This window comes from Pseudomonas sp. TKO26 (genome assembly GCF_003225665.1).
In the GTDB taxonomy this organism is placed as follows: domain Bacteria; phylum Pseudomonadota; class Gammaproteobacteria; order Pseudomonadales; family Pseudomonadaceae; genus Aquipseudomonas; species Aquipseudomonas saponiphila.
Genome location: NZ_QKLN01000003.1, coordinates 136,178 through 160,817, shown reverse-complemented (window position 1 = coordinate 160,817; position 24,640 = coordinate 136,178). Strand labels below are relative to the sequence as shown.

At 63.5% G+C, this 24,640-nt stretch carries 22 protein-coding genes; 14 read left to right on the top strand and 8 right to left on the bottom strand.

The features are described from left to right. The first annotated feature begins 14 nt into the window (after positions 1-14). The 3 genes from DNK59_RS06025 to DNK59_RS06015 all read left to right on the top strand — a co-directional run bounded on the left by DNK59_RS06025 (position 15) and on the right by DNK59_RS06015 (position 2,694). Entirely contained in the window at positions 15-509 is a 495-nt protein-coding gene (locus tag DNK59_RS06025) for a helix-turn-helix domain-containing protein (protein ID WP_110722593.1), read from the top strand. Beyond that, positions 506-1,777, top strand: a complete 1,272-nt coding sequence (locus DNK59_RS06020; protein WP_110722592.1) for a type II toxin-antitoxin system HipA family toxin — start codon at positions 506-508, stop codon at positions 1,775-1,777. Before DNK59_RS06025 ends, DNK59_RS06020 begins: the two co-directional genes overlap by 4 nt. A 62-nt stretch (positions 1,778-1,839) precedes the next feature. Next, positions 1,840-2,694, top strand: coding sequence for a DMT family transporter (locus tag DNK59_RS06015; RefSeq protein ID WP_177431210.1), 855 nt, complete (start codon positions 1,840-1,842; stop codon positions 2,692-2,694). A 112-nt stretch (positions 2,695-2,806) separates the two neighbouring features. Here DNK59_RS06015 and DNK59_RS06010 read toward each other — a convergent pair whose 3' ends face one another. Beyond that, a complete protein-coding gene (locus DNK59_RS06010; RefSeq protein ID WP_060837041.1) occupies positions 2,807-4,351 on the bottom strand; it encodes a phosphoenolpyruvate carboxykinase in 1,545 nt (514 codons plus the stop codon). 179 nt (positions 4,352-4,530) lie between these two features. After that, a complete protein-coding gene (gene hslO / locus DNK59_RS06005) occupies positions 4,531-5,433 on the bottom strand; it encodes an Hsp33 family molecular chaperone HslO (RefSeq protein WP_092318623.1) in 903 nt (300 codons plus the stop codon). 99 nt (positions 5,434-5,532) lie between these two features. Between hslO and DNK59_RS06000 the strand changes: the two genes are divergently transcribed. Next, positions 5,533-6,345 carry a phosphatase PAP2 family protein gene (locus tag DNK59_RS06000; RefSeq protein ID WP_110722590.1) on the top strand — a complete coding sequence of 271 codons (813 nt, stop codon included), beginning with the start codon at positions 5,533-5,535 and terminating at the stop codon, positions 6,343-6,345. A gap of 76 nt (positions 6,346-6,421) precedes the next feature. Here the strand turns inward: DNK59_RS06000 and DNK59_RS05990 are convergent, their stop codons facing one another. Then, a complete protein-coding gene (locus tag DNK59_RS05990; protein WP_110722589.1) occupies positions 6,422-6,826 on the bottom strand; it encodes an RNA-binding S4 domain-containing protein in 405 nt (134 codons plus the stop codon). Positions 6,827-6,941: 115 nt separating this feature from the next. Between DNK59_RS05990 and DNK59_RS05985 the strand changes: the two genes are divergently transcribed. From DNK59_RS05985 to rimK, 3 genes are read left to right on the top strand one after another with little or no spacing between them, the layout of a single operon-like run. Then, positions 6,942-7,721 (top strand): EAL domain-containing protein, encoded by a 780-nt coding sequence (locus DNK59_RS05985; RefSeq protein WP_092318617.1) that lies wholly within the window; start codon positions 6,942-6,944, stop codon positions 7,719-7,721. 35 nt (positions 7,722-7,756) lie between these two features. After that, positions 7,757-8,221, top strand: a complete 465-nt coding sequence (locus DNK59_RS05980) for an ATP-dependent zinc protease (protein ID WP_370505884.1) — start codon at positions 7,757-7,759, stop codon at positions 8,219-8,221. Further along, positions 8,218-9,123: a 30S ribosomal protein S6--L-glutamate ligase gene (gene rimK / locus DNK59_RS05975; RefSeq protein WP_007931744.1), complete on the top strand. Its 906-nt coding sequence runs from the start codon at positions 8,218-8,220 to the stop codon at positions 9,121-9,123. The genes DNK59_RS05980 and rimK overlap by 4 nt, the downstream gene beginning before the upstream one ends. Before the next feature lie 86 nt (positions 9,124-9,209). Here the strand turns inward: rimK and DNK59_RS05970 are convergent, their stop codons facing one another. Together DNK59_RS05970 and ompR are read right to left on the bottom strand one after the other, a co-directional pair. After that, a complete protein-coding gene (locus DNK59_RS05970; RefSeq protein ID WP_110722588.1) occupies positions 9,210-10,523 on the bottom strand; it encodes an ATP-binding protein in 1,314 nt (437 codons plus the stop codon). Between the two features lie 105 nt (positions 10,524-10,628). Then, positions 10,629-11,369, bottom strand: a complete 741-nt coding sequence (gene ompR / locus DNK59_RS05965) for a two-component system response regulator OmpR (RefSeq protein ID WP_092318613.1) — start codon at positions 11,367-11,369, stop codon at positions 10,629-10,631. Between the two features lie 359 nt (positions 11,370-11,728). On the opposite strand from ompR, the gene DNK59_RS05960 reads away from it, so the two are divergent. From DNK59_RS05960 to tauD, 7 genes are all read left to right on the top strand, one after another. Further along, complete coding sequence (locus tag DNK59_RS05960) at positions 11,729-14,053, top strand: Tex family protein (RefSeq protein WP_110722587.1); 2,325 nt, start codon at positions 11,729-11,731, stop codon at positions 14,051-14,053. Then, on the top strand, positions 14,053-14,436 hold the full coding sequence (locus DNK59_RS05955; RefSeq protein WP_011058654.1) for a PaaI family thioesterase: 384 nt from the start codon (positions 14,053-14,055) through the stop codon (positions 14,434-14,436). Before DNK59_RS05960 ends, DNK59_RS05955 begins: the two co-directional genes overlap by 1 nt. 216 nt (positions 14,437-14,652) lie before the next feature. Next, a complete protein-coding gene (gene gshA / locus DNK59_RS05950; RefSeq protein WP_092318609.1) occupies positions 14,653-16,236 on the top strand; it encodes a glutamate--cysteine ligase in 1,584 nt (527 codons plus the stop codon). Between the two features lie 261 nt (positions 16,237-16,497). Next, positions 16,498-17,475: a taurine ABC transporter substrate-binding protein gene (gene tauA, locus DNK59_RS05945; protein ID WP_092318607.1), complete on the top strand. Its 978-nt coding sequence runs from the start codon at positions 16,498-16,500 to the stop codon at positions 17,473-17,475. A 27-nt stretch (positions 17,476-17,502) separates the two neighbouring features. Continuing rightward, complete coding sequence (tauB, locus tag DNK59_RS05940; protein WP_092318605.1) at positions 17,503-18,297, top strand: taurine ABC transporter ATP-binding subunit; 795 nt, start codon at positions 17,503-17,505, stop codon at positions 18,295-18,297. Continuing rightward, positions 18,294-19,133, top strand: a complete 840-nt coding sequence (tauC, locus tag DNK59_RS05935) for a taurine ABC transporter permease TauC (protein WP_110722586.1) — start codon at positions 18,294-18,296, stop codon at positions 19,131-19,133. Before tauB ends, tauC begins: the two co-directional genes overlap by 4 nt. Positions 19,134-19,272: 139 nt before the next feature. Then, complete coding sequence (gene tauD / locus DNK59_RS05930; protein ID WP_092320564.1) at positions 19,273-20,112, top strand: taurine dioxygenase; 840 nt, start codon at positions 19,273-19,275, stop codon at positions 20,110-20,112. A 59-nt stretch (positions 20,113-20,171) separates the two neighbouring features. On the opposite strand, the gene lpdA is transcribed toward tauD, so the two are convergent. From lpdA to DNK59_RS05915, 3 genes are all read right to left on the bottom strand, one after another. Then, positions 20,172-21,626: a dihydrolipoyl dehydrogenase gene (lpdA, locus tag DNK59_RS05925; protein ID WP_110722585.1), complete on the bottom strand. Its 1,455-nt coding sequence runs from the start codon at positions 21,624-21,626 to the stop codon at positions 20,172-20,174. A 405-nt stretch (positions 21,627-22,031) separates the two neighbouring features. After that, positions 22,032-23,069: an L-glyceraldehyde 3-phosphate reductase gene (gene mgrA, locus DNK59_RS05920; protein ID WP_092318600.1), complete on the bottom strand. Its 1,038-nt coding sequence runs from the start codon at positions 23,067-23,069 to the stop codon at positions 22,032-22,034. Between the two features lie 140 nt (positions 23,070-23,209). Next, positions 23,210-24,538, bottom strand: a complete 1,329-nt coding sequence (locus DNK59_RS05915) for an LLM class flavin-dependent oxidoreductase (protein WP_110722584.1) — start codon at positions 24,536-24,538, stop codon at positions 23,210-23,212. Positions 24,539-24,640: the final 102 nt, after the last annotated feature.

The following is a 24,640-nucleotide window of genomic DNA, read 5'->3' as shown; positions in this document are numbered from 1 at the left end:
AGGAATAATGGCATATGGCTAAGAAGACCGCCCCACTCCTGCCTGCCACAAACAAGCTGCTCAATGCCTTTGGCGAACGCCTGAAACTGGCTCGCCTGCGGCGCAAGCTGACCGCCAAGCAAGTGGCCGAACGAGCAGGCATGTCACTGACCACATTGCGCTCCCTGGAGTCGGGTGGGTCCGGCGTGACCATCGGTGCCTACCTGTCGGTGATGCAGGTGCTGGGGCTGGAACGGGACCTGGAGCAACTGGCGGCCCGCGATGAGCTGGGCCGCCAGTTGCAAGATGCCCGGCTCTTGCCGCAAGATAACGACGCGCCAGGCAAGGCACGCCGCGCCCCCAGCCTGCGTTCGGCCAAGGCGCCGGCTGCCGGCCTGACGCTGCATGAAACTGCGGCCGAGCCGCTCACTCCAGCACCGCCCTCGGCTGATTTTCCGATCAATACCCAGTCCCTGAGCAGCCTGCTGCAGCCAGCGGAAAAAACCACGCCCAGGATGGATGAGTCATGACACTGATCGCCGTCCATGCCGACTGGGAATCCTTGGGCGGGCCAAGGCGCCTGGGTTGGTTGCATGTCAGGACAGTCCGCGCCGCCAGCGTCTTCGAATTCGAATATGACCCCGCAGCGCTGCTCGATCCCGAGCTCACCCAGATCGCCCTGGACCCGCGCATCGGGCGCTTCGCCGGCCGGCAATTCAGCGGCCAGCAACAAAACCGCTTTGGACTGTTTGCCGACTCCAGCCCCGATCGTTGGGGCCATCTGCTGATGCAACGCCGGCTGGAACGGGACATTCGCGAAGGCCTGGCGCCCGCCGGCACGCGCCTGCAAGACGCCGACCTGCTGCTGGGCGTGCATGACCTGTATCGGGTCGGCGCGCTGCGCTACCGCCTCGATGACCAAGGCCCGTTCCTCGATGATCGCGATGGCCTCGCCGCGCCGCCCTTCGTCGAACTGCGGGCCCTGGAACAGGCTAGCCGCGCCCTGGAAAACGATCCCCACAACAGCGCCGCCGACGGTGGCCAATGGCTGCGCATGCTAATCGCCCCGGGTGGATCACTGGGCGGCGCCCGCCCCAAAGCCAGCGTCGCTGACGACAAGGGCCACCTGTGGATCGCCAAGTTTCCCAGCGTCCGCGACGAACATGACGTTGGCGCCTGGGAGATGCTGGTCAACGCCCTGGCCAGCCACTGCGGCTTGCGGGTGCCCGGGGCCATGGCGCAACGCTTCGCCAGCGACCAGCACTGTTTCATGGTCAAGCGCTTCGACCGTACCGAAACGGGCGGCCGACTGCACTTTGCCTCGGCCATGACCCTCACCGACCGCAGCGACGGCGACGACGCCTCCACCGGCGCCAGCTACCTGGAGCTGGCCGAAGTGCTGATCGCCCACGGCGCACAAACCCGTGCCGACCTGCGTGAGTTGTGGTCGCGGATGGTCTTCAACCTGTTGGTGTGCAACAGCGACGACCACCTGCGCAACCATGGCTTCCTGCTCGAACCCGGGCGCGGCTGGCGCCTGTCACCGGCCTATGACATGAACCCCTGCGCCCACGCCAGCGGGCTGAAACTCAACATCACCGAAGCCGACAACGCGCTGGACCTTGAACTGGCACGGGAAGTAGCGGCATATTTCCGCCTCAGTCGTGCAGAGGCCGAAGGCATCATCGAACACTGCCAGAGCGTGGTTCGCCAATGGCCGACCCTGGCCCAGGCCCTGGGGCTGTCCCGGCGTGAGCAAGAACGCATGGCGCCGGCGTTTCGACTCGCACAGCAGTAAACAGCACGGCCGTTGGACTAAGCCAACCCGTCAATCGACAAGGACAGTCAGTGGACGTATTGATGGGCTTGCTCGCCGCCCTGCTCTGGGGCAGCACCGATTTTCTCGTGGGGCTCAATGTCCGCGCCGTGGGCGTGAAACGGGCGGTGTTCTTCAGCCAGGGCCTGGGGTTCAGCCTGATGAGCCTGCTGCTGGTGATCTTTCCCGCCATCCTCTACAAGGCCCTGGCCGCGCCCGCGCAAGTCTGGCTGATGGGAGTGGTCGCCGCGGCCTTTACCGTCTCCGGCGCCCTGGCCCTGGGCAAGGCCTTCGCCCTGGGCAAAGCCTCCATCGTCGCCCCATTGGTGACCTCCTACGGCGTGGTCACCACCCTGCTGTCCTGGGCCAGCGGCGAACAGATCAGCCTGCTGCAGCTCATGTGCATCCTGTTGTGCGTGATCGGCGTCATCCTCTCCAGCCTGCACTCTGACCCCAAGCTGCCCCACAGCACCGCCGCCGGGCGCTCAATCTTCTTCGCCCTGCTCTCGGCCGTTCTGTACGGCACCAGCTTCTGGCTACAGGGCCGCTACACCCTGCCGCAACTGGGGCCGATCAGCATGCTCTGGCTGGGTTACGCGGTGGGCAGCGGCGTGATGCTGCTGATGGTGCTCAAAGTCGCGGACGGGCTGAAGATCCCGCCGCTGAAGAACTGCGGCCTGCTGGCCGCCACCAGCCTGATGAACCTCGGCGCGTTCTTCGCCTTTTCCTGGGGCGCCATGAGCGGCTCGGTGTCGGTGGTGACGGTGATCAGCACCCTGTCCGGCGGCATCGCCGCGGTGCTGGGCTATGTGTTCTTCAAGGAGCGGCTGACGGCGGTGCAAGTGAGCGGCGTGGTGCTGGTGTTGCTGGGGGCGTTGGTGTTGCACCTGAAGACGTGAGGTAGTGGGTAGGTAGACGGTGCATCTGTTCGCAGCCTGCGGCAACAGCGACAGGTGCAGCACGCATAAAAAAGCCGCCCCGATGGGCGGCTTTTTCATGGCAGGTCGAAGCTTACAGCTTCGGACCGGCAGCCTTGATCGCGTCGCTCACGTCGAACTTCTTGAAGTTCTCGATGAACAGGCCAGCCAGGGCCTTGGCGGCTTCGTCGTAGGCGGCTTTGTCAGCCCAAGTGTTGCGTGGGTTGAGCAGGCCGGTTTCGACGCCCGGTACGGCTTTAGGTACGTCCAGGTTGACGATGTCCAGGTGCTCGGTCTCGGCACCGATCAGCGCGCCGCTCTGGATCGCTGCAATCACGCCACGGGTGGTGGGGATGTTGAAGCGTTTGCCCACGCCGTAGCCACCGCCGGTCCAGCCGGTGTTGACCAGGTAAACCTTGGAGCCGAAGCCGCGGATGCGCTTGATCAGCAGCTCGGCGTATTCGCCCGCTGGACGCGGGAAGAACGGGGCGCCGAAGCAGGTGGAGAAGGTCGACTTGATGCCCGAGCCCGAACCCATTTCAGTCGAGCCCACCAGAGCGGTGTAGCCGGACAGGAAGTGGTAGGCGGCTTGTTCTTCGCTGAGGATCGACACCGGTGGCAGTACGCCGGTCAGGTCGCAGGTCAGGAAGATCACAGCGTTAGGCTCGCCACCGAGGTTCTTCGGTGCGCGTTTTTCGATCAGCTCGCGCGGGTAAGCGGCGCGGCTGTTCTGGGTCAGGCTGTCGTCGGCGTAGTCGGCTTTCTTGGTGACCGGGTCGATCACCACGTTTTCCAGGACGGCGCCGTGCTGGATGGCTTTCCAGATCACCGGCTCGTTCTTTTCCGACAGGTCGATGCACTTGGCATAGCAACCGCCTTCGATGTTGAACACCACGCCCACGCCCCAGCCGTGTTCGTCGTCACCGATCAGGTAACGGCTTTCGTCGGCCGACAGGGTGGTCTTGCCGGTACCCGACAAACCGAAGAACAGGGTCACGTCGCCGTCTTCGCCCATGTTGGCGGCGCAGTGCATCGGCAGTACGTCGGCAGCCGGCAGCAGGAAGTTCTGCACGGAGAACAGGGCTTTCTTCATTTCACCGGCGTAGCGCATGCCGGCGATCAGCACTTTCTTGGCCGCGAAGTTGAGGATCACGGTGCCGTCGGAGTTGGTGCCGTCGCGCTCAGGCTCGCAGACGAAGTTCGGGGCGTTGAGGATCTGCCATTCATCCTTGCCACCGGCGTTGTACTGCTCGGGGTTGATGAACAGGCAACGGCCGAACAGGTTGTGCCAGGCAGTCTCGGTGGTCATTTTCACTGGCAGGTAGTGCGCCGGATCGGAACCTACATGCACATGGGAAACAAAACGCTCGCGCTCGCCCAGGTAGGCTTCGACGCGGTCCCACAGGGCGTCGAACTTGGCCGCCGGGAACTTGCGGTTGATCGGGCCCCAGGCGATGGCGTCCTGGGTGGTGGGCTCTTCAACGATGAAACGGTCCACTGGCGAACGGCCGGTACGATGACCGGTGCGAACCACCAGAGCGCCGGTATCGGCCAGTTCGCCCTCACCGCGGTTCAGGGCTTCTTTGACCAGATCATCCACACTCAGATCGGTGTACACGGCGTTATTGGCTTGCGTCATGAGGTTCCCCGTCGGCCAGTGGCCGAGTGCTCCAAACGTTTTGTAGTAGAAACTCGCGCACTACTACCGCGAAAAAAGTGCGCCGGATTATGCCAGAAAAGCCCAAAAATAGTAGGGCCCTCCCGTCAGTACGGCGTAATTCCGGCGTTTGCCAGGTGATTTACCTGCGCTGAACCGTTTTAGTGACGAGTATCTGACGGCGTGTCGACGCCCGCTCCGGCAAACAATTGCGCAATATCGGCGGCATCGAACAGGTAGCGTTCGTTGCAGAACTGGCAATCGATCTCGATGCTGCCGCCGTGTTCCACCACCAGTTCCTGCGCATCTTCCAGCCCCAGGCTGACCAGCGCGTTGCCCGAGCGCTCGCGGGAGCAACTGCAGCGGAAACGCAGCGGTTGCACGTCGAACAGGCGCACGGCCTCTTCGTGGTACAGGCGGTGGAGCACGGTTTCGTTGTCCAGGCTCAGTAGTTCATCGGCGGTCAGGGTGCTGGCCAGGGCGGTGAGGTGCTGCCAGTTGGCCTCGCGCTCTTCTGGGTCGCGCAGGCGGTCGGCAGGCAGTTGTTGCAGGAGCAGGCCGCGGGCATTGCGGCCGTCGGCGTAGAGCCAGAAACGGGTGCCGGTCTGTTGCGACATGACGAAGTAGTTGGTGAAGCATTCGGCCAGGGTGGCGCCGTCCAGATCGACGATGCCCTGGTAGCGCTGGCCCTGGGTCGGGTCCACGGTCAGGGCCAGGACGCCATTGGGCATCAGGTCGGCGAGGGTCGCATCAGGGGCGATCTGCGCCGCATCGTAGCGAGCCAGGCCACGGATCTCGCGGTTGCTGGAGCACTCGATCATCAGCAGCGGCACCGGGCCTTCGGAGCGGGCCTGGAGAATCAGCAAGCCATCGAACTTCAAGGTGCCAACCAGCAACGATGCCGCCGCCATCAGTTCACCGAGCAGTTGTGCCACCGGCTCGGGATAGGCGTGTTTGGCGAGGACTTCAGCGTAACTGCGCTCCAGCGCCACCAGCTCGCCGCGGGCGTCGCTCTCATCGAAGATGAAGCGTTGAGTGAAGTCGGTATCCGGCAAATCAGTCATAGGTCTGGGTATCTGAATGATGACAAAAAGGTTACAAGCACCGAAAATTGCGGTTTTGCACCATAAGGGTGCAGTTTTTGCGGTGATTGGAGATATTTTATGAACAATCCGGGTTTGTTCCAAGCAAGGTGGAACCTCGGCAAGCTGGTTCTATGCAATTTACTCCCTTTGGTCCTGCTGGGATTCTGGTTGTGGCCGACCGGGCAGATGTACTGCCTGATGTTCGACGAGTGGCTGTTCCGTCACCTCAACACCCCCCTCGCGACAAACCCTACCTGGCTGCATATCTGGGCCGTGGCCAGCCTGCGCCCCTTCGATATCGTGGTGGGCCTGATCATGCTCGGCCTGCTGATTCGCGGTGATTGGGTATTCAAGGCGGTGGACGTGCGCCGGGCGTTTTTCGGCTTCCTGTCGATCCTGATTCTTATGGTGGTGATTCGCGCGCTGTTTTCCAAGTTGGTGACGCTGATGAACTGGCAACACAACAGCCCGTCCATGGTGCTTGAAGGCGCCGTGCACATGAGCGACTACTTCCCCGCCTGGGAGAAGACCTGGGAACTCAAGGACCGCTCCAGCCAGAGTTTCCCCGGCGACCACGCTTCGGTGCTGCTGATCTGGGGGCTGTTCATGGGCCTGTTCAGCCGCAGTGTCGGCCAGTTCCTGATCGTCTGGGGCCTGACCCTGCTGTTCATGATGCCGCGCCTGGTGGCGGGCGCGCATTGGGGCCAGGACGACTACATCGGCGGCGTGCTGCTGGCAGTGCTGGCCCTGGGCTGGGGCTACTACACACCGTATGCGGCGCGGATGTCGAACTTCCTGCTGCGCCTGACGCACCCGCTGTTCAAGCTGATGAGCCGGATGCCGCTGCTGTCGCGCATGAACGTGGTCCGCGCCAGCAGCCTGCTGCGCTAAAAAGCCCTGTAGGAGCCGGCTTGCCGGCGAAGGCGTCCTCAAGGGCCCATTCGCCGGCAAGCCGGCTCCTACGGTTTCATTCGTGGCTGCTGTCGTGGAACTTGAACAGGTCCCGGCGCTGTTTCTTGGTGGGCTTGCCGTCGGTGCTGACCCCTAGGGCGCCAGCCTTGCGCTGGGCCGCGGCGGCTTCGCGTTTGGCGATGCTGGCTTCGGTTTCCGTGTAGAGGGTCTGCGCTTCGGGCGCCCCCCGACGGACGATGGAAAGGGCCTGGACCACCACGGTGCGCTCATCGAAGCCGGCGCGAATCTGGTATTCATCGCCTACCCGCGGTTCCTTGCCCGGTTTGCAGCGTTCGCCACGGTGATGCACCTTGCCGCTTTCGATGGCCGCCTTGGCCAGGGCACGGGTCTTGTAGAAGCGCGCCGCCCACAGCCATTTATCCAGACGAACCTTGTCCTCTTCTTCCTGCTTGTGCGCCACTGGAATTCCTCTTGCTGAAAAATGTCGCAACGGTAGAGCCTGCGACCGGGCTCTCATATACCCTGCCGCTCAACTAAAGTAACCCAGGTTGCGCCCTGATACGCGAGGAGTCCCCGTGACTGATTTCCCCACATCCCTGACCTCGCCGGGCAACCGCTGCGAAGGCTGCCAGAAAAGCCCGCCACTGGGCTTCGATTTTTCCTTCGCCTATCAACCCATAGTCGATCTGCGCGACCGCTCGATCTTTGCCCATGAGGCCCTGGTGCGCGGGGTCAATGGCGAAGGCGCCAACACCGTGCTGAACCAGGTCGACGACAGCAACCGCTATCGCTTCGACCAACGCTGCCGAACCCTGGCCATCACCACGGCGGCGCAGTTGGGGATGCGCAGCCACCTGTCGATCAACTTCATGCCCAACGCCGTTTACCGTCCGGAACTGTGCATCCGCAGCACCCTGGAAGCCGCCCGGGCCCAGCACTTTCCCCTGGACCGGCTGATTTTCGAAACCCTGGAAAGCCAGCACGTAGATAACAGTCGCCATTTGACCCATATTCTGCGTGAATACCGCGAATTCGGCTTCAAGACCGCCATCGATGACTTCGGCGCGGGATACTCGGGGCTGAACTTGCTGGCGAATTTCCAACCCGACCTGATCAAGCTCGACATGGCGCTGATTCGCGATGTCGACCAGGATCGCGTACGCCAGGCGATCATCCGCGGGATTGTCACAATCTGTGCGGAGTTGGGGGTTACAGTCATTGCCGAAGGCATTGAAAGCGCCGGTGAACGAGACTTTCTCAGCGACTGTGGAATTTACCTGATGCAGGGTTACTGGTTCGCCAAACCTGCATTCAAAGCCCTGGCCGAGGTTTCGGCCGCGGCCTGGAAAAGCTAATTGCGGATTTCCCCTATTTGAAGACTTTTGACCATTTGACCGTTGTCGGTCTGCGCGAGTGGGTGGCGCTTCCTGATCTGGGAGTGGCCGGCCTGCGTGCCAAGATCGACACCGGAGCCAGTACCTCCAGCCTGCATGCCACCGAGATCGAGCCGTTCGAGCGCGACGGTGAGCAGTGGGTGCGTTTCAATGCCCACCTGGGCAGTGTGGTGCAGTTGCGGCACCGGCGTTGCGAAGCACCGCTGGTGGCGATGAAGACCATTAAAAGCTCCAACGGCCAGGCCCAAGTGCGCTATGTCATCAGCACCACCCTGGCCCTGGGCGATCGCGTGTGGCGGGTGGAATTTACCCTCGCCTGCCGCAAGGCCATGCGCTATCGCCTGCTGCTGGGCTCCAAGGCCCTGATCGACGGCCAGCTGGTGGTCAATCCGGGCATCAAATACGTACAAGACAAACCGGTGTTCCCGGTATCCACTACCTCTGCCACAGGTGTTGCATGAAGATCGCTGTGCTGTCGCGTAACCCGCGTCTGTATTCCACTCGTCGTCTGGTCGAGGCCGGCACCGAGCGTGGCCATGAAATGGTAGTGGTCGACACCCTGCGCGCCTACATGAACATTGCCAGCCACAAGCCGCAGATCCACTACCGCGGCAAGCCCCTGGAAGGCTTCGATGCGGTGATCCCGCGGATTGGCGCCTCGGTGACTTTCTACGGCTGCGCGGTGCTGCGCCAGTTCGAAATGATGGGGGTCTTCCCTCTCAACGAGTCGGTAGCCATCGCCCGTTCCCGGGACAAGTTGCGTTCGCTGCAACTGCTGTCGCGGCGTGGCATCGGCCTGCCGGTGACCGGCTTTGCCCACTCGCCGGACGACATTCCCGACCTGATCGAGATGGTCAACGGCGCGCCCCTGGTGATCAAGGTGCTGGAAGGCACCCAGGGCATCGGCGTGGTGCTCTGTGAAACGGCCACGGCAGCAGAGTCGGTGATCGAGGCCTTCATGGGCCTGAAGCAGAACATCATGGTCCAGGAATACATCAAGGAAGCCGGCGGCGCCGACATTCGCTGCTTCGTGGTGGGCGACAAGGTAATTGCGGCGATGAAACGCCAGGCCAAGCCGGGGGAATTCCGCTCCAACCTGCATCGCGGCGGCAGCGCCAGCCTGATCAAGATCACCCCGGAAGAACGCATGACCGCGCTGCGGGCAGCCAAGGTCATGGGCCTGAGCGTGGCGGGGGTGGACATCCTGCGCTCCAATCACGGGCCGCTGGTGATGGAAGTCAATTCCTCCCCGGGCCTGGAAGGCATCGAGACCACCACTGGCAAGAACGTCGCCGGAATCATCATCGAGCACATCGAAAAGAACGGCGGCCCGAACATGACCCGCACCAAAGGCAAAGGTTAAAAGCAGCGGCAAGTTTCCAGCTACAAGCGGCAAGCAGAAGCGCTGAGCCTCACTTGTCGCTTGAAGCTTGAAGCTTCCAGCTGCTTTTAGTCTGCATCGCGCGGCAGCAGCAGCCCCAGCGGCAGGCGCACCCGCGCTTCCAGGCCGCCATCGGGACGGTTGCGCAGTTCGACGTTGCCGCCATGCAAGGCGGCAATCCGCTTGACGATGGCCAAGCCCAGGCCGGTGCCCTTGCCACCCCGGGCACGGTCGCCACGGGTGAAGGGGTTGAAGATCGCTTCCAGTTCCGAAGGGTCGATCCCCGCGCCGCGGTCCATCACGCTCAGCACCACATACGGCGCCTTGGTGTCTCCGGACACATAGGCCGCCACCTCGACATCCGTCCCCGCGTGATTCAAGGCGTTGCCGATCAGGTTGTTGAGCAGGCGCTTCATCGACACCCGACGCAGCGGGAACGGCTGGATCGGCTCCAGGCGCAGGTGCACCCGCTCCTGGTTCTGGTTGTAGGGCGCGGCCACTTCGCGCACCAGATCGCTCAAGTCCACCTCTTCCACCGACTCGTCGCGGCCGTCGCGGATAAACGCCAGGAACTGGTCGAGGATCGCATCCATGTCCTCGATATCCCGGACCATGTCGTCGGTCAGGTCGGTGTGCGCGCCCATCAGCTCCAGCGACAGGCGCAAGCGGGTCAGTGGCGTGCGCAGGTCGTGGGACACCCCCGCCAGCATCAGCTCGCGTTCGCGCCCCGCCTGTTCCACGTCCTCGGCCATCTGGTTGAAGGCGCGATAGACCTCGGTCATCTCGCTCGGTGTATCACTGATCGGCAGGCGCACACTGCGCCCCTGGCCCAGTTGCCGGGCGGCGTAGACCAGGCGCTTGAGCGGTTGGTTGAGCTGGCTGACGAAGATCCACGCCGAGGCGGTGGACAAGAGGCCAATGGCCAGGAACCAGCCCAGCACGCTCCAGATCTTCTGCCCCCGCAGCGGGTGCGGATACAGCGGCACCTTGAGCCAGCCATCCCCCAGGCTCGGCGCCCGTACCCAGAGCGCCGGCGGCGCATGCATGCGCAGGCGCACCTCGGTGTCGGCGCCCAACTCGGCCTGCATCTGCCGCTGGTAGATCTCGCTGTAGGGCCAGTGCTGCTCGCCGGCCGGCACGCCGCTACCCACCACCTTGATCAGACCGGCGGCCTCGGCGATCTGGTCGCGGTTGGATTCGTCGGCGGCCCAGTAGGCGCGCAGGGTCAGGGCCACGCCGTGGCTGTACTGCCGGTCCACCAGCACGTCCTCGTTCATCAACAGATAAACCAGGGTCAATGCCTTGGAAAACAGCACCACGATCAGCACCAGCCACAGGGTGCGGGAGAAGAAACTCTGGGGGAACCACAGCGGGGTTTTCATAACAGCCACTACACACTTTGCAGGAGCGGCTCGCGCTCGCACAGTTGCGGAATGCGAACGCCCGGGTCGTTGCCGGCCCGGGCGTTCGCTCCTACAAATCACTTATCACTTGGTCGCGGTGCCATCCGGCACGAAGACATAACCCACGCCCCAGACGGTCTGGATGTAGCGCGGCTTGGAAGGGTCGGGCTCGATCATCCGCCGCAGGCGGGAAATCTGCACGTCGATGGAACGCTCCAGGGCGTCCCACTCGCGGCCACGGGCCAGGTTCATCAGCTTGTCGCGGGTCAGCGGCTGACGAGCGTTCATCACCAGGGCCTTGAGCACCGCGAACTCACCGGTGGTGAGCATGTGCACTTCATCGCCGCGCTTGAGCTCGCGGGTGGCCAGGGACAGTTCGTAGTCACCGAAGCTCACGCTTTCGTCTTCGCTGCCCGGCGCACCCGGCACCGGAGCCGACTGACGACGCAACACGGCCTTGACCCGCGCCATCAGCTCGTCAGGGTTGAACGGCTTGGCCAGGTAATCGTCGGCGCCCAGTTCCAGGCCCTTGATGCGGCTCAGTTCGTCGCCCTTGGCGGTGAGCATGATGATCGGGATCTGGTTGTTGGCGCTGCGCAGGCGGCGGCAAGCGGTCAGGCCGTCTTCGCCAGGCAGCATCAGGTCGAGGACCACCAGGTTGAACACTTCGCGACCCAGCAGACGGTCCATTTGCTCGGTGTTCGGTACAGCGCGGGCACGGTAGCCCTTGCTGACGAAGAAACGCTCCAGCAGGCTGCTCAGCCCCGGGTCATCGTCAACAATAAGAATTTTTTCGCCTTCAGCAGTTTGTGCAGTGCTGCTCATTGGATGCTCCTCTAATCTCGGTGCGCATTATGGCGTAGCTGCCGTTATACGCACCGTGTGCATTGTTAGCAGATTTTTCCTCTATCGCCAGCAAACCCGCTGTCGGCCTGAGGCCGGCGATCACCCCGCAACCGCTAACGCTGGGTATAATGCGCCGCCTTTTGTGTTGGGCAATATCTGATCAGTACGACTTCGGCCGGTTTATTTTTTTACCTCGGCCGGCAGTATTTTTTCGATTTCACGGGTCAACAGCCAGCCTTTTGATCCAGGTGGCGGCGCGTGTCAGGCCGCTCAACCAGACTCGCCGGACCCCATTTCCGTGCCCGCGGGCCTGCTTTCACAATTTGTCAGGTGGTTTTATGGACAGCATCAACAGCCGCATTGCCGAGGAACTCGGTGTACGCCCACAACAGGTCGAAGCGGCCGTCGCTCTATTGGATGAAGGCTCCACCGTGCCCTTCATCGCCCGCTACCGGAAAGAAGTCACTGGCAGCCTCGATGACACCCAACTGCGTCATCTGGAAGAGCGCCTGCGCTATCTGCGAGAACTCGACGAACGGCGGATCAGCATCCTGGCCAGCATCGAAGAGCAGGGCAAGCTGACCCCGGAATTGGCCCGTGACATCAAACTGGCCGACACCAAGACCCGCCTCGAAGACCTGTACCTGCCCTATAAGCAGAAGCGCCGCACCAAGGGCCAGATCGCCCTGGAAGCCGGCCTCGGCGAACTGGCGGACGGCCTGTTCAACGACCCCAACCTGGCTCCGGAAGCCGAAGCCGCGCGCTTCGTCAACGCCGAGAAGGGCGTGGCCGACGTCAAGGCGGCGCTGGAAGGCGCCAAGTACATCCTCATGGAGCGCTTCGCCGAAGACGCCGGATTGCTGGACAAGCTGCGCAACTTCCTCAAGCAGGAAGCTACCCTCAGCGCCCGCGTGGTCGCCGGCAAGGAAGAGGAAGGCGCCAAGTTCCGCGACTACTTCGAACACGATGAACCACTGAAAAGCATGCCGTCGCACCGTGCCCTGGCAATTTTCCGCGGCCGCAACGAAGGCATTCTCAGCTCCGCGCTGAAAGTCGGTGACGAGCTGCCGGGCACCATGCACCCCTGCGAAGGCATGATCGGCCAGCACGTGGGCATCCAGAACCAGAACCGCCCTGCCGACAAATGGCTCGGCGAAGTGGTGCGCTGGACCTGGAAGGTCAAGCTCTACACCCACCTGGAAACCGACCTGCTGGGCGAGCTGCGCGACAACGCGGAAACCGAGGCGATCAACGTCTTCGCCCACAACCTGCACGACCTGCTGCTGGCCGCTCCGGCCGGCCCGCGCGCCACTCTGGGCCTGGACCCGGGCCTGCGCACCGGCTGCAAGGTGGCGGTGGTGGATGCCACCGGCAAGCTGCTCGATCACGCCACCGTCTACCCCCACGTACCGCACAACAAGTGGGACCAGACCCTGGGCATCCTGGCCGCGCTGTGCGCCAAGCACTCGGTGGACCTGATCGCCATCGGCAACGGCACCGCCAGCCGCGAGACCGACAAGCTGGCCGCCGAACTGATCAAGAAATACCCGGCCATGAAGATGACCAAGGTCATGGTGTCCGAAGCCGGCGCCTCGGTGTACTCGGCCTCGGAACTGGCGGCCAAGGAATTCCCCGACCTGGACGTATCGATCCGAGGCGCGGTGTCCATCGCCCGCCGCCTGCAGGACCCGCTGGCGGAACTGGTGAAGATCGATCCGAAATCCATCGGTGTCGGCCAGTACCAGCACGACGTCTCGCAGCTGAAACTGGCTCGCGGCCTGGACGCGGTGGTGGAAGACTGCGTGAACGCCGTGGGCGTCGACGTCAACACCGCCTCGGTGGCGCTGCTGGCGCGGATCTCCGGCCTGAATGCGACCCTGGCGCAGAACATCGTCAGCCACCGCGACGAACACGGCGCGTTCAAGACCCGCGCCGCGCTGAAAAAGGTCGCGCGCCTGGGTGAAAAAACCTTCGAGCAGGCCGCCGGCTTCCTGCGGGTGATGAACGGCGACAACCCGCTGGACGCCTCGGCGGTGCACCCGGAAGCCTACCCGCTGGTACAGCGCATCGCCGCCGACACCGGCCGCGACATTCGCTCGCTGATCGGCGACAGTGGCTTCCTCAAGCGCCTGGATCCGAAGAAATTCACCGACGAAACCTTCGGCCTGCCCACCGTCACCGACATCCTCCAGGAACTGGACAAGCCGGGCCGCGACCCGCGTCCGGAGTTCAAGACCGCCGAGTTCCAGGATGGCGTCGAAGACCTCAAGGACCTGCAACTGGGAATGATCCTCGAAGGCGTGGTGACCAACGTCACCAACTTCGGCGCCTTCGTCGACATCGGCGTGCATCAGGATGGCCTGGTGCACATCTCGGCGCTGTCGGAGAAGTTCATCAAGGACCCGCGTGAAGCGGTGAAGGCCGGCGACGTGGTCAAGGTCAAGGTCATGGAAGTCGACATCCCGCGCAAACGCGTGGGCCTGTCGATGCGCATGAGCGACACCCCGGGCGAGAAGATCGACGGTGCTCGCGGCTCCCGCCCAGGCTCCACGCCACGCTCCTCCCAAGGCAATGCGCCACGCAAGGAAACCACCGCAGCCGCTCCGAGCAACAACGCCATGGCCTCGCTGTTCGCCAATGCCAAGCAGTTGAAGAAGCGCTGATGCAAATCCCTGCCGGCCTGACCGAAAGCGCCTTCAGCCAATTGCTCGGCTGCCGTCTGCAACGCCTGGAAACCGGCGAGGCGGACGTCGCCCTGGAGCTGACCCCGCAGTTGCGCAATCGCGGGCAAAAGCTGCACGGCGGGGCGATCTTCAGCCTGGTGGACATTGCCATGGGGCTGGCCTGTTCCAGCACCCACGGCTTTGACCAGCAGAGCGCCACCATCGAGTGCAAGATCAACTACATCCGCGCGGTGGCCGAGGGCGAGGTGCTGTGCCGGGCCAAGGTGATCCACCCTGGCCGCCGCACCCTGGTGGTCGAAGCGGACGTGATCCAGGGCGACAAACTGGTCGCTAAAGCACAAGGCACCTTCGCGGTCCTATAGCTCCCCGTCATGAATTTGGGTTAATTTCGGCGCTGCGAAAGCGGCGTCGGAATTTTCTTGCCTGCGCTGAAGCCAGATTCAAGGATGGAGTGTTGGCGTTTTCAAGCGAGTCGGCTTGACTCAAAAACCAGGCGAAAACGCCAGTTTTAACTTCACCCTTGTAGACCGTCCTGCCCACCCCCATATTGGGGCGACTGACGCGTGAAGGAATCCAACTTGAGCGAACTTCTCAACCGCCGCCTGGCTCTGCTCGGCGAGCGCGCTAACCTCTCCCTGCTCGAGCAGTGCCTGCACGGTATCGAACGTGAATGCCTGCGTGTCACCGGCGAAGGCCGCCTGGCACAGACCCCGCACCCGGAAGAACTGGGTTCCGCGCTGACCAACGAACAGATCACCACCGACTATTCCGAGTCGCTGCTGGAGTTCATCACCCCGGCCCTCGCGGACCCGGCGGATACCCTGGCCAGCCTCGACAAGATTCATCGCTTCGCCTACAGCAAGCTCGGCAACGAGTACCTGTGGAGTCCATCGATGCCGTGCCCGTTGCCGGCCGAGGAAGACATCCCGATCGCCTACTACGGCACCTCCAACATCGGCCAGCTCAAGTACGTGTACCGCAAGGGCCTGGCCCTGCGCTACGGCAAGACCATGCAGTGCATTGCCGGGATCCACTACAACTTTTCCCTGCCGGAACAGTTGTGGCCCCTGCTCAAGGAAGCAGAAGGCTTCGTCGGCAGCGACCGTGACTACCAGTCCTCGGCCTATATCGCCCTGATCCGCAATTTCCGCCGCTACAGCTGGCTGCTGATGTACCTGTTCGGCGCCTCGCCGGCCCTGGACGCGGGCTTCCTGCGTGGCCGCTCGCACCAGTTGGAACAGCTGGACGCCGAAACCCTGTACCTGCCCTACGCCACCAGCCTGCGCATGAGCGACCTGGGCTACCAGAGCAAGGCCCAGGCCGGCCTGACCCCTTGCTACAACGACCTGAACAGCTACACCGACAGCCTGCGCAAGGCCGTGGCCACGCCCTACGCGCCCTACGTGGCGGTCGGCACCCACAAGGATGGCGAGTGGGTGCAACTGAACACCAACATCCTGCAGATCGAAAACGAGTACTACTCCAACATCCGCCCCAAGCGCGTGACCTACACCGGCGAACGGCCGATCCAGGCGCTGATGGCCCGAGGCATCCAGTACGTCGAAGCCCGTTGCCTGGACATCAACCCGTTCCTGCCCCTGGGGATCGACATTCAGGAAGCCCGCTTCCTCGACGCCTTCCTCTTGTATTGCGCGCTCAACGAAAGCCCGCTGTTCGAGAACAACGAGTGCGGCAATGCCACCTCGAACTTCCTCGCCGTGGTCAAGGAAGGCCGGCGTCCGGGCCTGCAACTGCAACGCCAGGGCCAGCCGGTGGAAATGAAGGAGTGGGCCACCGAACTGCTGGAGCAGATCGCGCCACTGGCCGCCCTGCTCGACCAGAGCCACGGCAGCGATGTGCACAGCAAGGCGCTGGACGCCCAGCGGGCCAAGGTCAAGGATTCGTCCCTGACCCCGTCGGCCCAGGTGCTGGCGGCCATGAGCGAGCACAAGGAGAGCTTCAGCCAGTTCTCCCTGCGCCAGAGCCAGGTGCATGCCGAATACTTCCGCAACCAGCCCCTGGCCAAGGAAGAACAAGCCGCCTTCGAAGACGCGGCGCGCAAATCCCTGGAACAGCAGACCGAGCTGGAACAGAACGAAGTGGGTGATTTCGACGTGTTCGTCGGCGCCTACCAGGCCAGCATCCTGGCCATCAGCAACTAGAGTGGCGAGGGAGCTTGCTCCCGCTGGGCTGCAAAGTAGCCCTCAGCTCAGGCGGCGCGGTTATTCAGGAATATCCAGTCGCCAGGTCTGAGGGCGGCTGCGCCCCCCCAACGGGAGCAAGCTCCCTCGCCACAACAGCCACCGGGCCATCCCCGTAGATTTCCCCTCATAAGCTAATGCAAATAAGTTATTTATTTCTGCATTCTTAGATCATTTAGTCTCCTCACACGCCGATCACCGGCCGCCCACGAGGAGCCCCCCATGAAACTGCACTTCCCCCTTCGCCTCCTGGCGGCCGCGTCCCTGGCTGCTGCGAGTTTCTTTGCCCAGGCCGCCGACGTCACCGTCGCCTACCAGACCACCGTCGACCCGGCCAAGGTCGCCCAGGCCGACGGCAGCTACGAAAAAGCCACCCAGGCCAAGATCAACTGGCGCAAATTCGATAACGGTGCCGACGTCATCGCCGCCATCGCTTCCGGCGATGTGCAGATCGGCTACCTGGGCTCCAGCCCGCTGACCGCCGCCATCACCCGCAAGGTGCCGGTGCAGACCTTCCTCATCGCCACCCAGATCGGCGCCGCCGAAGCCCTGGTAGCCCGTGACGGTTCCGGGATCAACAGCCCTCAGGACCTGATCGGCAAGAAGGTCGCCGTGCCGTTCGTTTCCACCGGCCACTACAGCCTGCTGGCGGCGTTGAAGCACTGGAACATCGACCCGTCGAAAGTACAGATTCTCAACCTCGCGCCACCGGCGATCATCGCCGCCTGGAAGCGCGGTGATATCGATGCCACCTACGTCTGGGACCCGGCCCTGGGCGTGGCCAAGGAAAACGGCAAGGTGCTGATCACCTCCGGCGAGCTGGCCAAGTTCGGCGCGCCGACCTTCGACGCCTGGATCGTGCGCAAGGACTTCGCCGAGAAGCACCCGGAGATCGTCACCGCCTTCGCCAAGGTGACCCTGGATGCCTACGCCCAATACCGCAAGGATCCACAAGCCTGGCTCGCCAACCAGGGCAACGTCGACAAGCTGGTGAAGCTCTCCGGGGCCAAGGCCAGCGATATCCCGCTGCTGCTGCAAGGCAACGTCTACCCGTTGGCCGCCGATCAGGTGGTCAGTCTCGGCGCCCCGACCACCAAGGCCATCACCGACACCGCAGTGTTCCTCAAGGAGCAAGGCAAGGTCGAAGCGGTGCTGCCGGACTACGCCCCCTACGTCAGCGCCAAGTTCATCCCTGAATAACCCGCGACCGGACAGGAGATAGCCGTCATGGCCTTGCTACAACTGGAGCGCATCAGCGCACAGTACCCCGGCGCCGCCGAACCGGTGCTGGCGGATATTTCCCTGACCCTGGGGCCACAGCAACTGCTGGTCGCCCTGGGTCCCTCCGGCAGCGGCAAGACCTCGCTGCTGAACCTGATTGCCGGCTTCGTCGACCCCAGCGCCGGGCGCATCAGCCTCGACGGCGTGCCGGTCAAGGGCCCCAGCGCCGAGCGCGGCGTGGTGTTCCAGGACGATGCCCTGCTGCCCTGGCAGGATGTGCTGGGCAACGTTGCCTTCGGCCTGCAACTGGCCGGCGTCGCCCGCGAACTGCGTGAAGCGAAGGCGCGGGAGATGCTCGCCCTGGTGGACCTGGCCGGCTTCGACCAACGCCGTATCTGGCAGCTTTCCGGTGGACAGAAACAGCGCGTGGGCCTGGCCCGCGCCCTGGCCGCCGACCCGCGAGTGCTGCTGATGGACGAACCCTTCGGCGCCCTGGATGCCTTCACCCGCGAGCAGATGCAGGAGCTGTTGCTGCAAGTCTGGCGGCGCACCGCCAAGCCGGTGTTCCTGATTACCCACGACATCGAGGAAGCGGTATTCCTCGCCACCGACCTGATCCTCCTGGCGCCCAACCCGGGACAGATCGTCGAACGCCTGAACCTGGACTTCGGCCAGCGCTACGCCGCCGGCGAGTCGGCCCGGGCGATCAAGTCCGACCCGCTGTTCATCGAAACCCGCGAACATGTGCTGTCCCGGGTGTTCTCCCAACGCAGCGCCACCCAGCAACAGGAGCGCCCATGAGCAGCTACGAGATTCCCGCCACTGCGACCCGCGACGCCAACCCGAAAGCACCACAAGCCGTGCGCCGCAGCCTGAGCACCCGCTGGATCAGCGTCCTGACCCTGGTCACCTTGCTCGCCCTGTGGTGGGCGGTCACCGCCAGCGGCCTGATTGAACCGCTGTTCCTGCCACCACCGGCCGCCGTGCTGCAAAAAGGCTGGTTGCTGGCCACCAGCGGCTATATGGATTCCACCCTCTGGCAGCACCTGGCGGCGAGCCTTGAACGCATCGGCCTGGCCCTGGGCTTTGCCGTGCTGACGGCCATTCCGGTGGGCATCGCCATCGGCGCCAACCGCGTTGCCCGCGGCGTGCTCGACCCGTTGATCGAGTTCTACCGGCCGATTCCGCCCCTGGCCTACCTGCCGCTGATCGTCATCTGGTGCGGTATCGGCGAGCTGTCCAAGGTGCTGCTGATCTACCTGGCGATCTTCGCCCCGATTGCCATCGCCACCGCCACCGGCGTGCGTACCGTCGACCCGGCCAAGCTGCGCGCCGCGCAGTCCTTGGGCGCCACCCATGCGCAGTTGATTCGCCACGTGATCCTGCCCAGCGCCCTGCCGGACATCCTCACCGGCGTGCGCATCGGCCTGGGCGTGGGCTGGTCGACCCTGGTGGCGGCGGAGCTGATTGCCGCCACCAGCGGCCTGGGTTTCATGGTGCAATCCGCCGCGCAGTTCCTGGTCACCGATGTGGTGGTGCTGGGGATATTGGTGATTGCCCTGATCGCCTTTGCCATGGAGATGGGCCTGCGCGCCCTGCAACGCAAGCTGGTGCCCTGGCACGGCCAATCCCACTGACCACAACGGATCCCCTCTCCTGCGTAGGAGCTGGCTCGCCAGCGAAAAGGCCCTCAAGCCTCGGACCATCCTCTCGGCGGCCTGCGCCAGCGAGCGGAACGCCGCCCGGCTCCTGCACACAGCGAATACGAGAATGACCATGAGCCTGACCATTACCCCCTTAAGCTCCGCCCTCGGCGCCCAGATCAGCGGCGTCGACATCAGCCAGCCGCTCAGCGTCGAACAGCGCGACGCCATCGAGCAGGCGCTGCTCAACCATCAGGTGCTGTTCTTCCGCGACCAGCCGCTCACCCCGCAGCAGCAGGCGCGCTTCGCCGCCCACTTCGGTGACCTGCACATTCACCCGATCTACCCCAATGTGCCGGAGCAGCCGGAAGTGCTGATTCTCGACACCGCCGAAACCGACGTGCGCGACAACGCCATCTGGCACACCGATGTGACCTTCCTGCCAACCCCGGCCCTGGGCGCGGTGCTCAGCGCCAAGCAGTTGCCGGCGTTCGGCGGCGATACCCTGTGGGCCAGCGGCATCGCTGCCTACGAGGCCTTGTCCGAGCCGCTGAAGCGCCTGTTGCAGGGCCTGACCGCGACCCACGAATTCATCAAGTCCTTCCCTCTGGAGCGCTTCGGCAACACCCCAGAAGACCTGGCGCGCTGGGAGGAAACCCGGCGCAAGAATCCGCCGCTGTCGCACCCGGTGATCCGCACCCACCCGGTGAGCGGGCGCCAGTCGCTGTTCGTCAACGACGGCTTCACCACCCGCATCAACGAACTGTCCGAGAGCGAGAGCGAGGCCATCCTCAAGCTGCTGTTCGCCCACGCCACCCGCCCGGAATTCACCATTCGCTGGCGCTGGCAGGAAAACGACGTGGCCTTCTGGGACAACCGCGTAACCCAGCACTATGCCGTGGACGACTACCGTCCCCAGCGCCGAGTCATGCACCGCGCGACCATTCTTGGGGATGTGCCGTTCTTTCGCTGAAACGCGGGGAGATGCTGCAGACCCCGGCCGCGCTGGATGAGCGAAGCCGGGGACAGCAGCTATTTGACGCTGGCAGGCGCTTTTTTCTTGCGATTGCCGATATGAATCGCCTGGCCATTCACCGCCAACGCCGCCTCATGCAGGGCTTCGGACAGGGTCGGGTGGGAGAACACCATCATCCCCAGGTCTTCGGCGCTGGTGCCGAATTCCATGCCGATTGCGCCTTGCTGGACCAGTTCCGCAGCGCCCGGCCCGATCACATGCACCCCAAGTACCCGGTCGGTGGCGGCGTCGGCAATCACCTTGACCAGCCCGGCGGTGTCGTTGGCGGCCATGGCGCGGCTGCTGGCGGAGAACGGGAAGGTGCCGATGTTCAACTCGACGCCCTGAGCCTTGAGGGCCTGTTCGGTCTGGCCGACCCAGGCGATTTCCGGATGGGTATAGATCACTGACGGAATCAGCGGGTAATTGAGCGGATGCTGATGCCCGGCAAGGCTCTCGGCGACCATCACCCCTTCCTCCGACGCCTTGTGCGCCAGCATCGGGCCGCGCACCACGTCGCCAATGGCGAACACCCCAGGCACGCTGGTCAGGCACTGGCCATCGACGTGGATGAAGCCGCGCTCGTCCAGTTGCACGCCGCTGTCGGGAGCCAACAGGTCGGCGGTCAGGGGCCGACGCCCCACGGCGACGATCAGGCGATCGAAGGTCTGCTGCTTGTCCTCGCCGCCTTCGCTGACGCTGACCGTGACGCTGTCGCCCTGCACTTCGCAGGCCGTCACCCGGGCCCCCAAGCGGATATCCAGGCCTTGCTTGCCGAGGATCTTCTGCGCCTCCTTGGCGATCTGTACGTCCACTGCCGGCAGGAAGCTGTCGAGGGCTTCGAGCACCGTCACTTCGGCGCCCAGGCGGGCCCAGACCGAGCCCAGTTCCAGGCCGATGACACCTGCACCAATCACGCCGAGGCGCTGGGGCACCCGGGTGAGTTCCAGGGCTCCGGTGGAGTCGACAATCACTGGGTCGGTCAGCGGCGCTGCGGCAATATCGATGGGCCGTGAGCCGGGGGCGAGGATGATGCTGGTGGCGCTGATGTGCTGGGTGCTGCCATCGGCCGCGGTGACTTGCACTTGCTTGTTGGCCAGCAGCTTGCCGTGACCTTCCAGCAGGACCACGCCATTGGCCTTGAACAATGAGGCGATGCCAGCGTTGAAATTGCGCACCACGTTGTCCTTGCGCGCCAGCATGGCCGGCACATCGATCTGCGGATTGCTGATGCCAATGCCGTGCACGGCAAAGCGGTTGCGCGCTTCGTCATAGTGATGGGAGCTGTCCAGCAGCGCCTTGGAAGGAATGCAGCCGACGTTGAGGCAGGTGCCACCCAGGGCGGTCTTGCCGTCCTTGCCCTGGTAGCGCTCGATACAGACCGTCTTCAATCCCAACTGCGCCGCCCGGATCGCCGCGACATAGCCGCCGGGACCCGCGCCGATCACGATCACATCGTATTGCTCATTCATAGGTTGTCGTCCTTCATGCAAACGAATTCGGCCACAGCCACCGTGGCCATGAGTGACGGCGCGGCGAACAGCCCAGGCGCCACGATCCGGTTACCGGTCTACGCCACGCACCCGCGGCAGGCCCTGATCGCGAAGGGTCGTCATCTGCGCTGCTACCGATCACGGACCGGCTAAAGGCCTCGGTCGAGATGGGCTGTCGAGCTTGCAGCCGTGGCAGACACCTGCCTTTGGAATTTCGATCGACATACTAATATTATATTCATAATATTTTCAACGCAAAGCCAATGTCATGGCCTGAGCAAAGCTCCCACCCAGCCTGCGCAAAGCAAGCTTTGAAGCACCAGAGCAACAGCCCCCGGCAGATCACTCTGCCGGGGGCTGGATGATTGCCGTCCGCCAACGCCGCTATTGCGCCAGCGAGGGTTTTTCCCACAGGTTGATCCGCCCCTCCTTGGCGAAATGATCGATCTGCGCCAGCTCCTCCACACTGAAACTCAGGTTCTGCAAGGCCCCGACGTTCTCGACGATCTGCTCGGGACGACTGGCACCGATCAAGGCCGAAGTCACCCGCGGATCGCGCAGGGTCCAGGCCAGGGCCAGTTGCGCCAGGCTCTGGCCGCGGTTCCTGGCGATCTCGTTGAGAGCCCGCACATGGGCCAGGTTGGCCTCTGACAGGTGCGAAGCCTGCAGCGAGCCGCCGCCCGGACGATTGACCCGCGCATCCTCGGGAATGCCATTGAGGTATTTATCGGTGAGCAGCCCCTGGGCCAGCGGAGTAAAGGCGATCACCCCCACGCCCAGCTCATCGGTGGTCTCCAGCAGGTCCTTCTCCACCCAGCGATTGAGCATGTTGTAAGCCGGCTGATGGATCAGCAGCGGTACCTTCCATTCCTTTAACAAGGCGGCGATTTCCCGGGTCTTCGCCCCGGAATAGGAGGAAATGCCGATGTACAAGGCCTTGCCCTGCTGCACCGCGGTGGCCAGGGCGCTGGCGGTTTCCTCCAGCGGCGTATCAGGGTCGAAGCGGTGGGAATAGAAGATATCCACATAATCCAGGCCCAGGCGCTGCAGGCTCTGATCGAGGCTGGCCAGCACATACTTGCGCGAACCGCCGCCCTGCCCGTAAGGCCCGGGCCACATGTCCCAGCCGGCCTTGCTGGAGATGATCAGCTCATCGCGATAGGCCTTGAAGTCCTCGCGCAGCAGACGACCGAAATTGATCTCGGCGCTGCCATAGGGCGGGCCGTAGTTGTTGGCCAGATCGAAGTGGTTGATTCCCAGGTCAAAGGCGGTGCGCAGCAAGGCCCGCTGGGTATCGATTGGCGTGCTGTCGCCAAAGTTGTGCCAAAGCCCCAGGGACAGCGCTGGCAGCACCAATCCACTGCGGCCGACACGGCGATAGGGGATGGAGTCGTAACGGTTTTCGGCAGCTATGTAGGTCATCGAATCCTCTCTGGGTCAGGTCTTTGCAAAACAACTAACGTCGATAAATACGCCCCGCAGGAGTCGGCTTGCCGGCGAACAGACCTTCAAGCCGCGCACCGCCCTCACCAGCACCTTCCCTGGCAAGCCAGTTCCTACAGTCACGCAAACTGATTCTTGGGCCGTGCCAGCCCCAGGTTTTCCCGCAACGTGCGGCCTTCATATTCAGTTCTGAACAGCCCGCGCCGCCGCAGTTCCGGGATCACCCCGTCGGCAAAATCCCGCAGGCCATCCGGCAGATGCGGCACCAGCACATTGAAACCATCGGCGGCACCCTCCTCGAACCAGGCCTGCAGCTCGTCGGCAATCTGCGCCGGCGTGCCGATCAGGCTGTAGTGCCCACGGCCGCCGGCAATCTTGCGCCCCAGTTGGGCCAGGGTCAGGTTGTCCTTGCCGGCCAGTTCAGTGAGCAACCGCTGACGACTCTGCTGCCCACTTTCGGTCAGCGGCAATGGCGGCAAAGGCCCATCCAGCGGAAAACCGGATAAATCGAAATTGCCCAGCATGCGTCCGAGCAGGGCCACCCCCACTTCGGGCTCCACCAGTGCCTGGAACGATTCGAATTTTTCCCGGGCCTGACTTTCGCTGTCGCCCACCACCACGAACACCCCGGGCATGATTTTCAGCGATTCCGTACTACGACCGTACTGCTTGAGACGCCCTTTCAGGTCCCCATAAAAGGCTTGTGCAGCGGCCAGGGACGGTTGCGCGGTGAACACCACCTCGGCCGTCTGCGCCGCCAGGTCGCGGCCACTTTCCGAGGAGCCGGCCTGCACGATCACCGGGTAACCCTGCGGTGGGCGCGGCACATTCAAGGGCCCTTTGACCTGGAAGAATTCGCCGCGATGATCCAGTAAATGCTGCTTGTTCGGGGCGAAATACTCGCCACTGGCCTTGTTCCGGACAAAGGCGTCGTCCTCCCAACTGTCCCAGAGCCCGGTGACCACCTGATAGAACTCCCGGGCTCTGCGATACCGTTCGGCGTGCCCGAAATGCTCATCCCGAGCAAAATTCTGCGCTTCGGCGGCATTGTCCGACGTCACCAGGTTCCACCCCGCCCGGCCCCCTGAAAGATGGTCCAGCGAAGCGAATTTACGTGCTACGTGGTACGGTACGTTATAGCTCGTAGTAGTAGTGGCAATAAGCCCTATCCGCTCGGTCACGGCGGCCAGGGCCGAGAGCAAAGTCAAGGGCTCGAAGTAATCGGAGCGCGCCATGCGGCTGGCAATGACGCCGGTAGGCGCTGCCAGGCTGTCGGCGACGAACAGCGCATCGAAGCATGCGGCTTCGGCGATCTGCGCCAGTTCTTTATAGACCGCAAAATCCAGCCCTGCCTGGGCCGGAACCTGCGGATGCCGCCAGGCGGCAACATGATGACCGGTGGCCATGAGAAAAGCGCCGAGCTTGAGCTGGCGAGTGGAACGAGACATGGATCACTCCTGGTTCATGCTGCAAAAGGAACACCCCAACACCCGCCGTAGGAGCTGGCTTGCCAGCGAAAGCATCCGCAAGACCTACGTCCATCTCGCAGC

Excerpts from the sequence above, each read along its gene's own strand:
- tauA (WP_092318607.1), top strand. The coding sequence starts at position 16,498 with ATGAAACTGCACTTCCCCCTTCGCCTCCTGGCGGCCGCGTCCCTGGCT.
- tauB (WP_092318605.1), top strand. The coding sequence starts at position 17,503 with ATGGCCTTGCTACAACTGGAGCGCATCAGCGCACAGTACCCCGGCGCC.
- DNK59_RS05915 (WP_110722584.1), bottom strand. The coding sequence starts at position 24,538 with ATGTCTCGTTCCACTCGCCAGCTCAAGCTCGGCGCTTTTCTCATGGCC.
- DNK59_RS05955 (WP_011058654.1), top strand. The coding sequence starts at position 14,053 with ATGCAAATCCCTGCCGGCCTGACCGAAAGCGCCTTCAGCCAATTGCTC.
- hslO (WP_092318623.1), bottom strand. The coding sequence starts at position 5,433 with ATGACTGATTTGCCGGATACCGACTTCACTCAACGCTTCATCTTCGAT.
- rimK (WP_007931744.1), top strand. The coding sequence starts at position 8,218 with ATGAAGATCGCTGTGCTGTCGCGTAACCCGCGTCTGTATTCCACTCGT.
- mgrA (WP_092318600.1), bottom strand. The coding sequence starts at position 23,069 with ATGACCTACATAGCTGCCGAAAACCGTTACGACTCCATCCCCTATCGC.
- DNK59_RS06020 (WP_110722592.1), top strand. The coding sequence starts at position 506 with ATGACACTGATCGCCGTCCATGCCGACTGGGAATCCTTGGGCGGGCCA.
- DNK59_RS06015 (WP_177431210.1), top strand. The coding sequence starts at position 1,840 with ATGGGCTTGCTCGCCGCCCTGCTCTGGGGCAGCACCGATTTTCTCGTG.
- DNK59_RS06000 (WP_110722590.1), top strand. The coding sequence starts at position 5,533 with ATGAACAATCCGGGTTTGTTCCAAGCAAGGTGGAACCTCGGCAAGCTG.
- ompR (WP_092318613.1), bottom strand. The coding sequence starts at position 11,369 with ATGAGCAGCACTGCACAAACTGCTGAAGGCGAAAAAATTCTTATTGTT.
- DNK59_RS06025 (WP_110722593.1), top strand. The coding sequence starts at position 15 with ATGGCTAAGAAGACCGCCCCACTCCTGCCTGCCACAAACAAGCTGCTC.
- lpdA (WP_110722585.1), bottom strand. The coding sequence starts at position 21,626 with ATGAATGAGCAATACGATGTGATCGTGATCGGCGCGGGTCCCGGCGGC.
- DNK59_RS05960 (WP_110722587.1), top strand. The coding sequence starts at position 11,729 with ATGGACAGCATCAACAGCCGCATTGCCGAGGAACTCGGTGTACGCCCA.
- DNK59_RS06010 (WP_060837041.1), bottom strand. The coding sequence starts at position 4,351 with ATGACGCAAGCCAATAACGCCGTGTACACCGATCTGAGTGTGGATGAT.
- tauD (WP_092320564.1), top strand. The coding sequence starts at position 19,273 with ATGAGCCTGACCATTACCCCCTTAAGCTCCGCCCTCGGCGCCCAGATC.
- DNK59_RS05970 (WP_110722588.1), bottom strand. The coding sequence starts at position 10,523 with ATGAAAACCCCGCTGTGGTTCCCCCAGAGTTTCTTCTCCCGCACCCTG.
- tauC (WP_110722586.1), top strand. The coding sequence starts at position 18,294 with ATGAGCAGCTACGAGATTCCCGCCACTGCGACCCGCGACGCCAACCCG.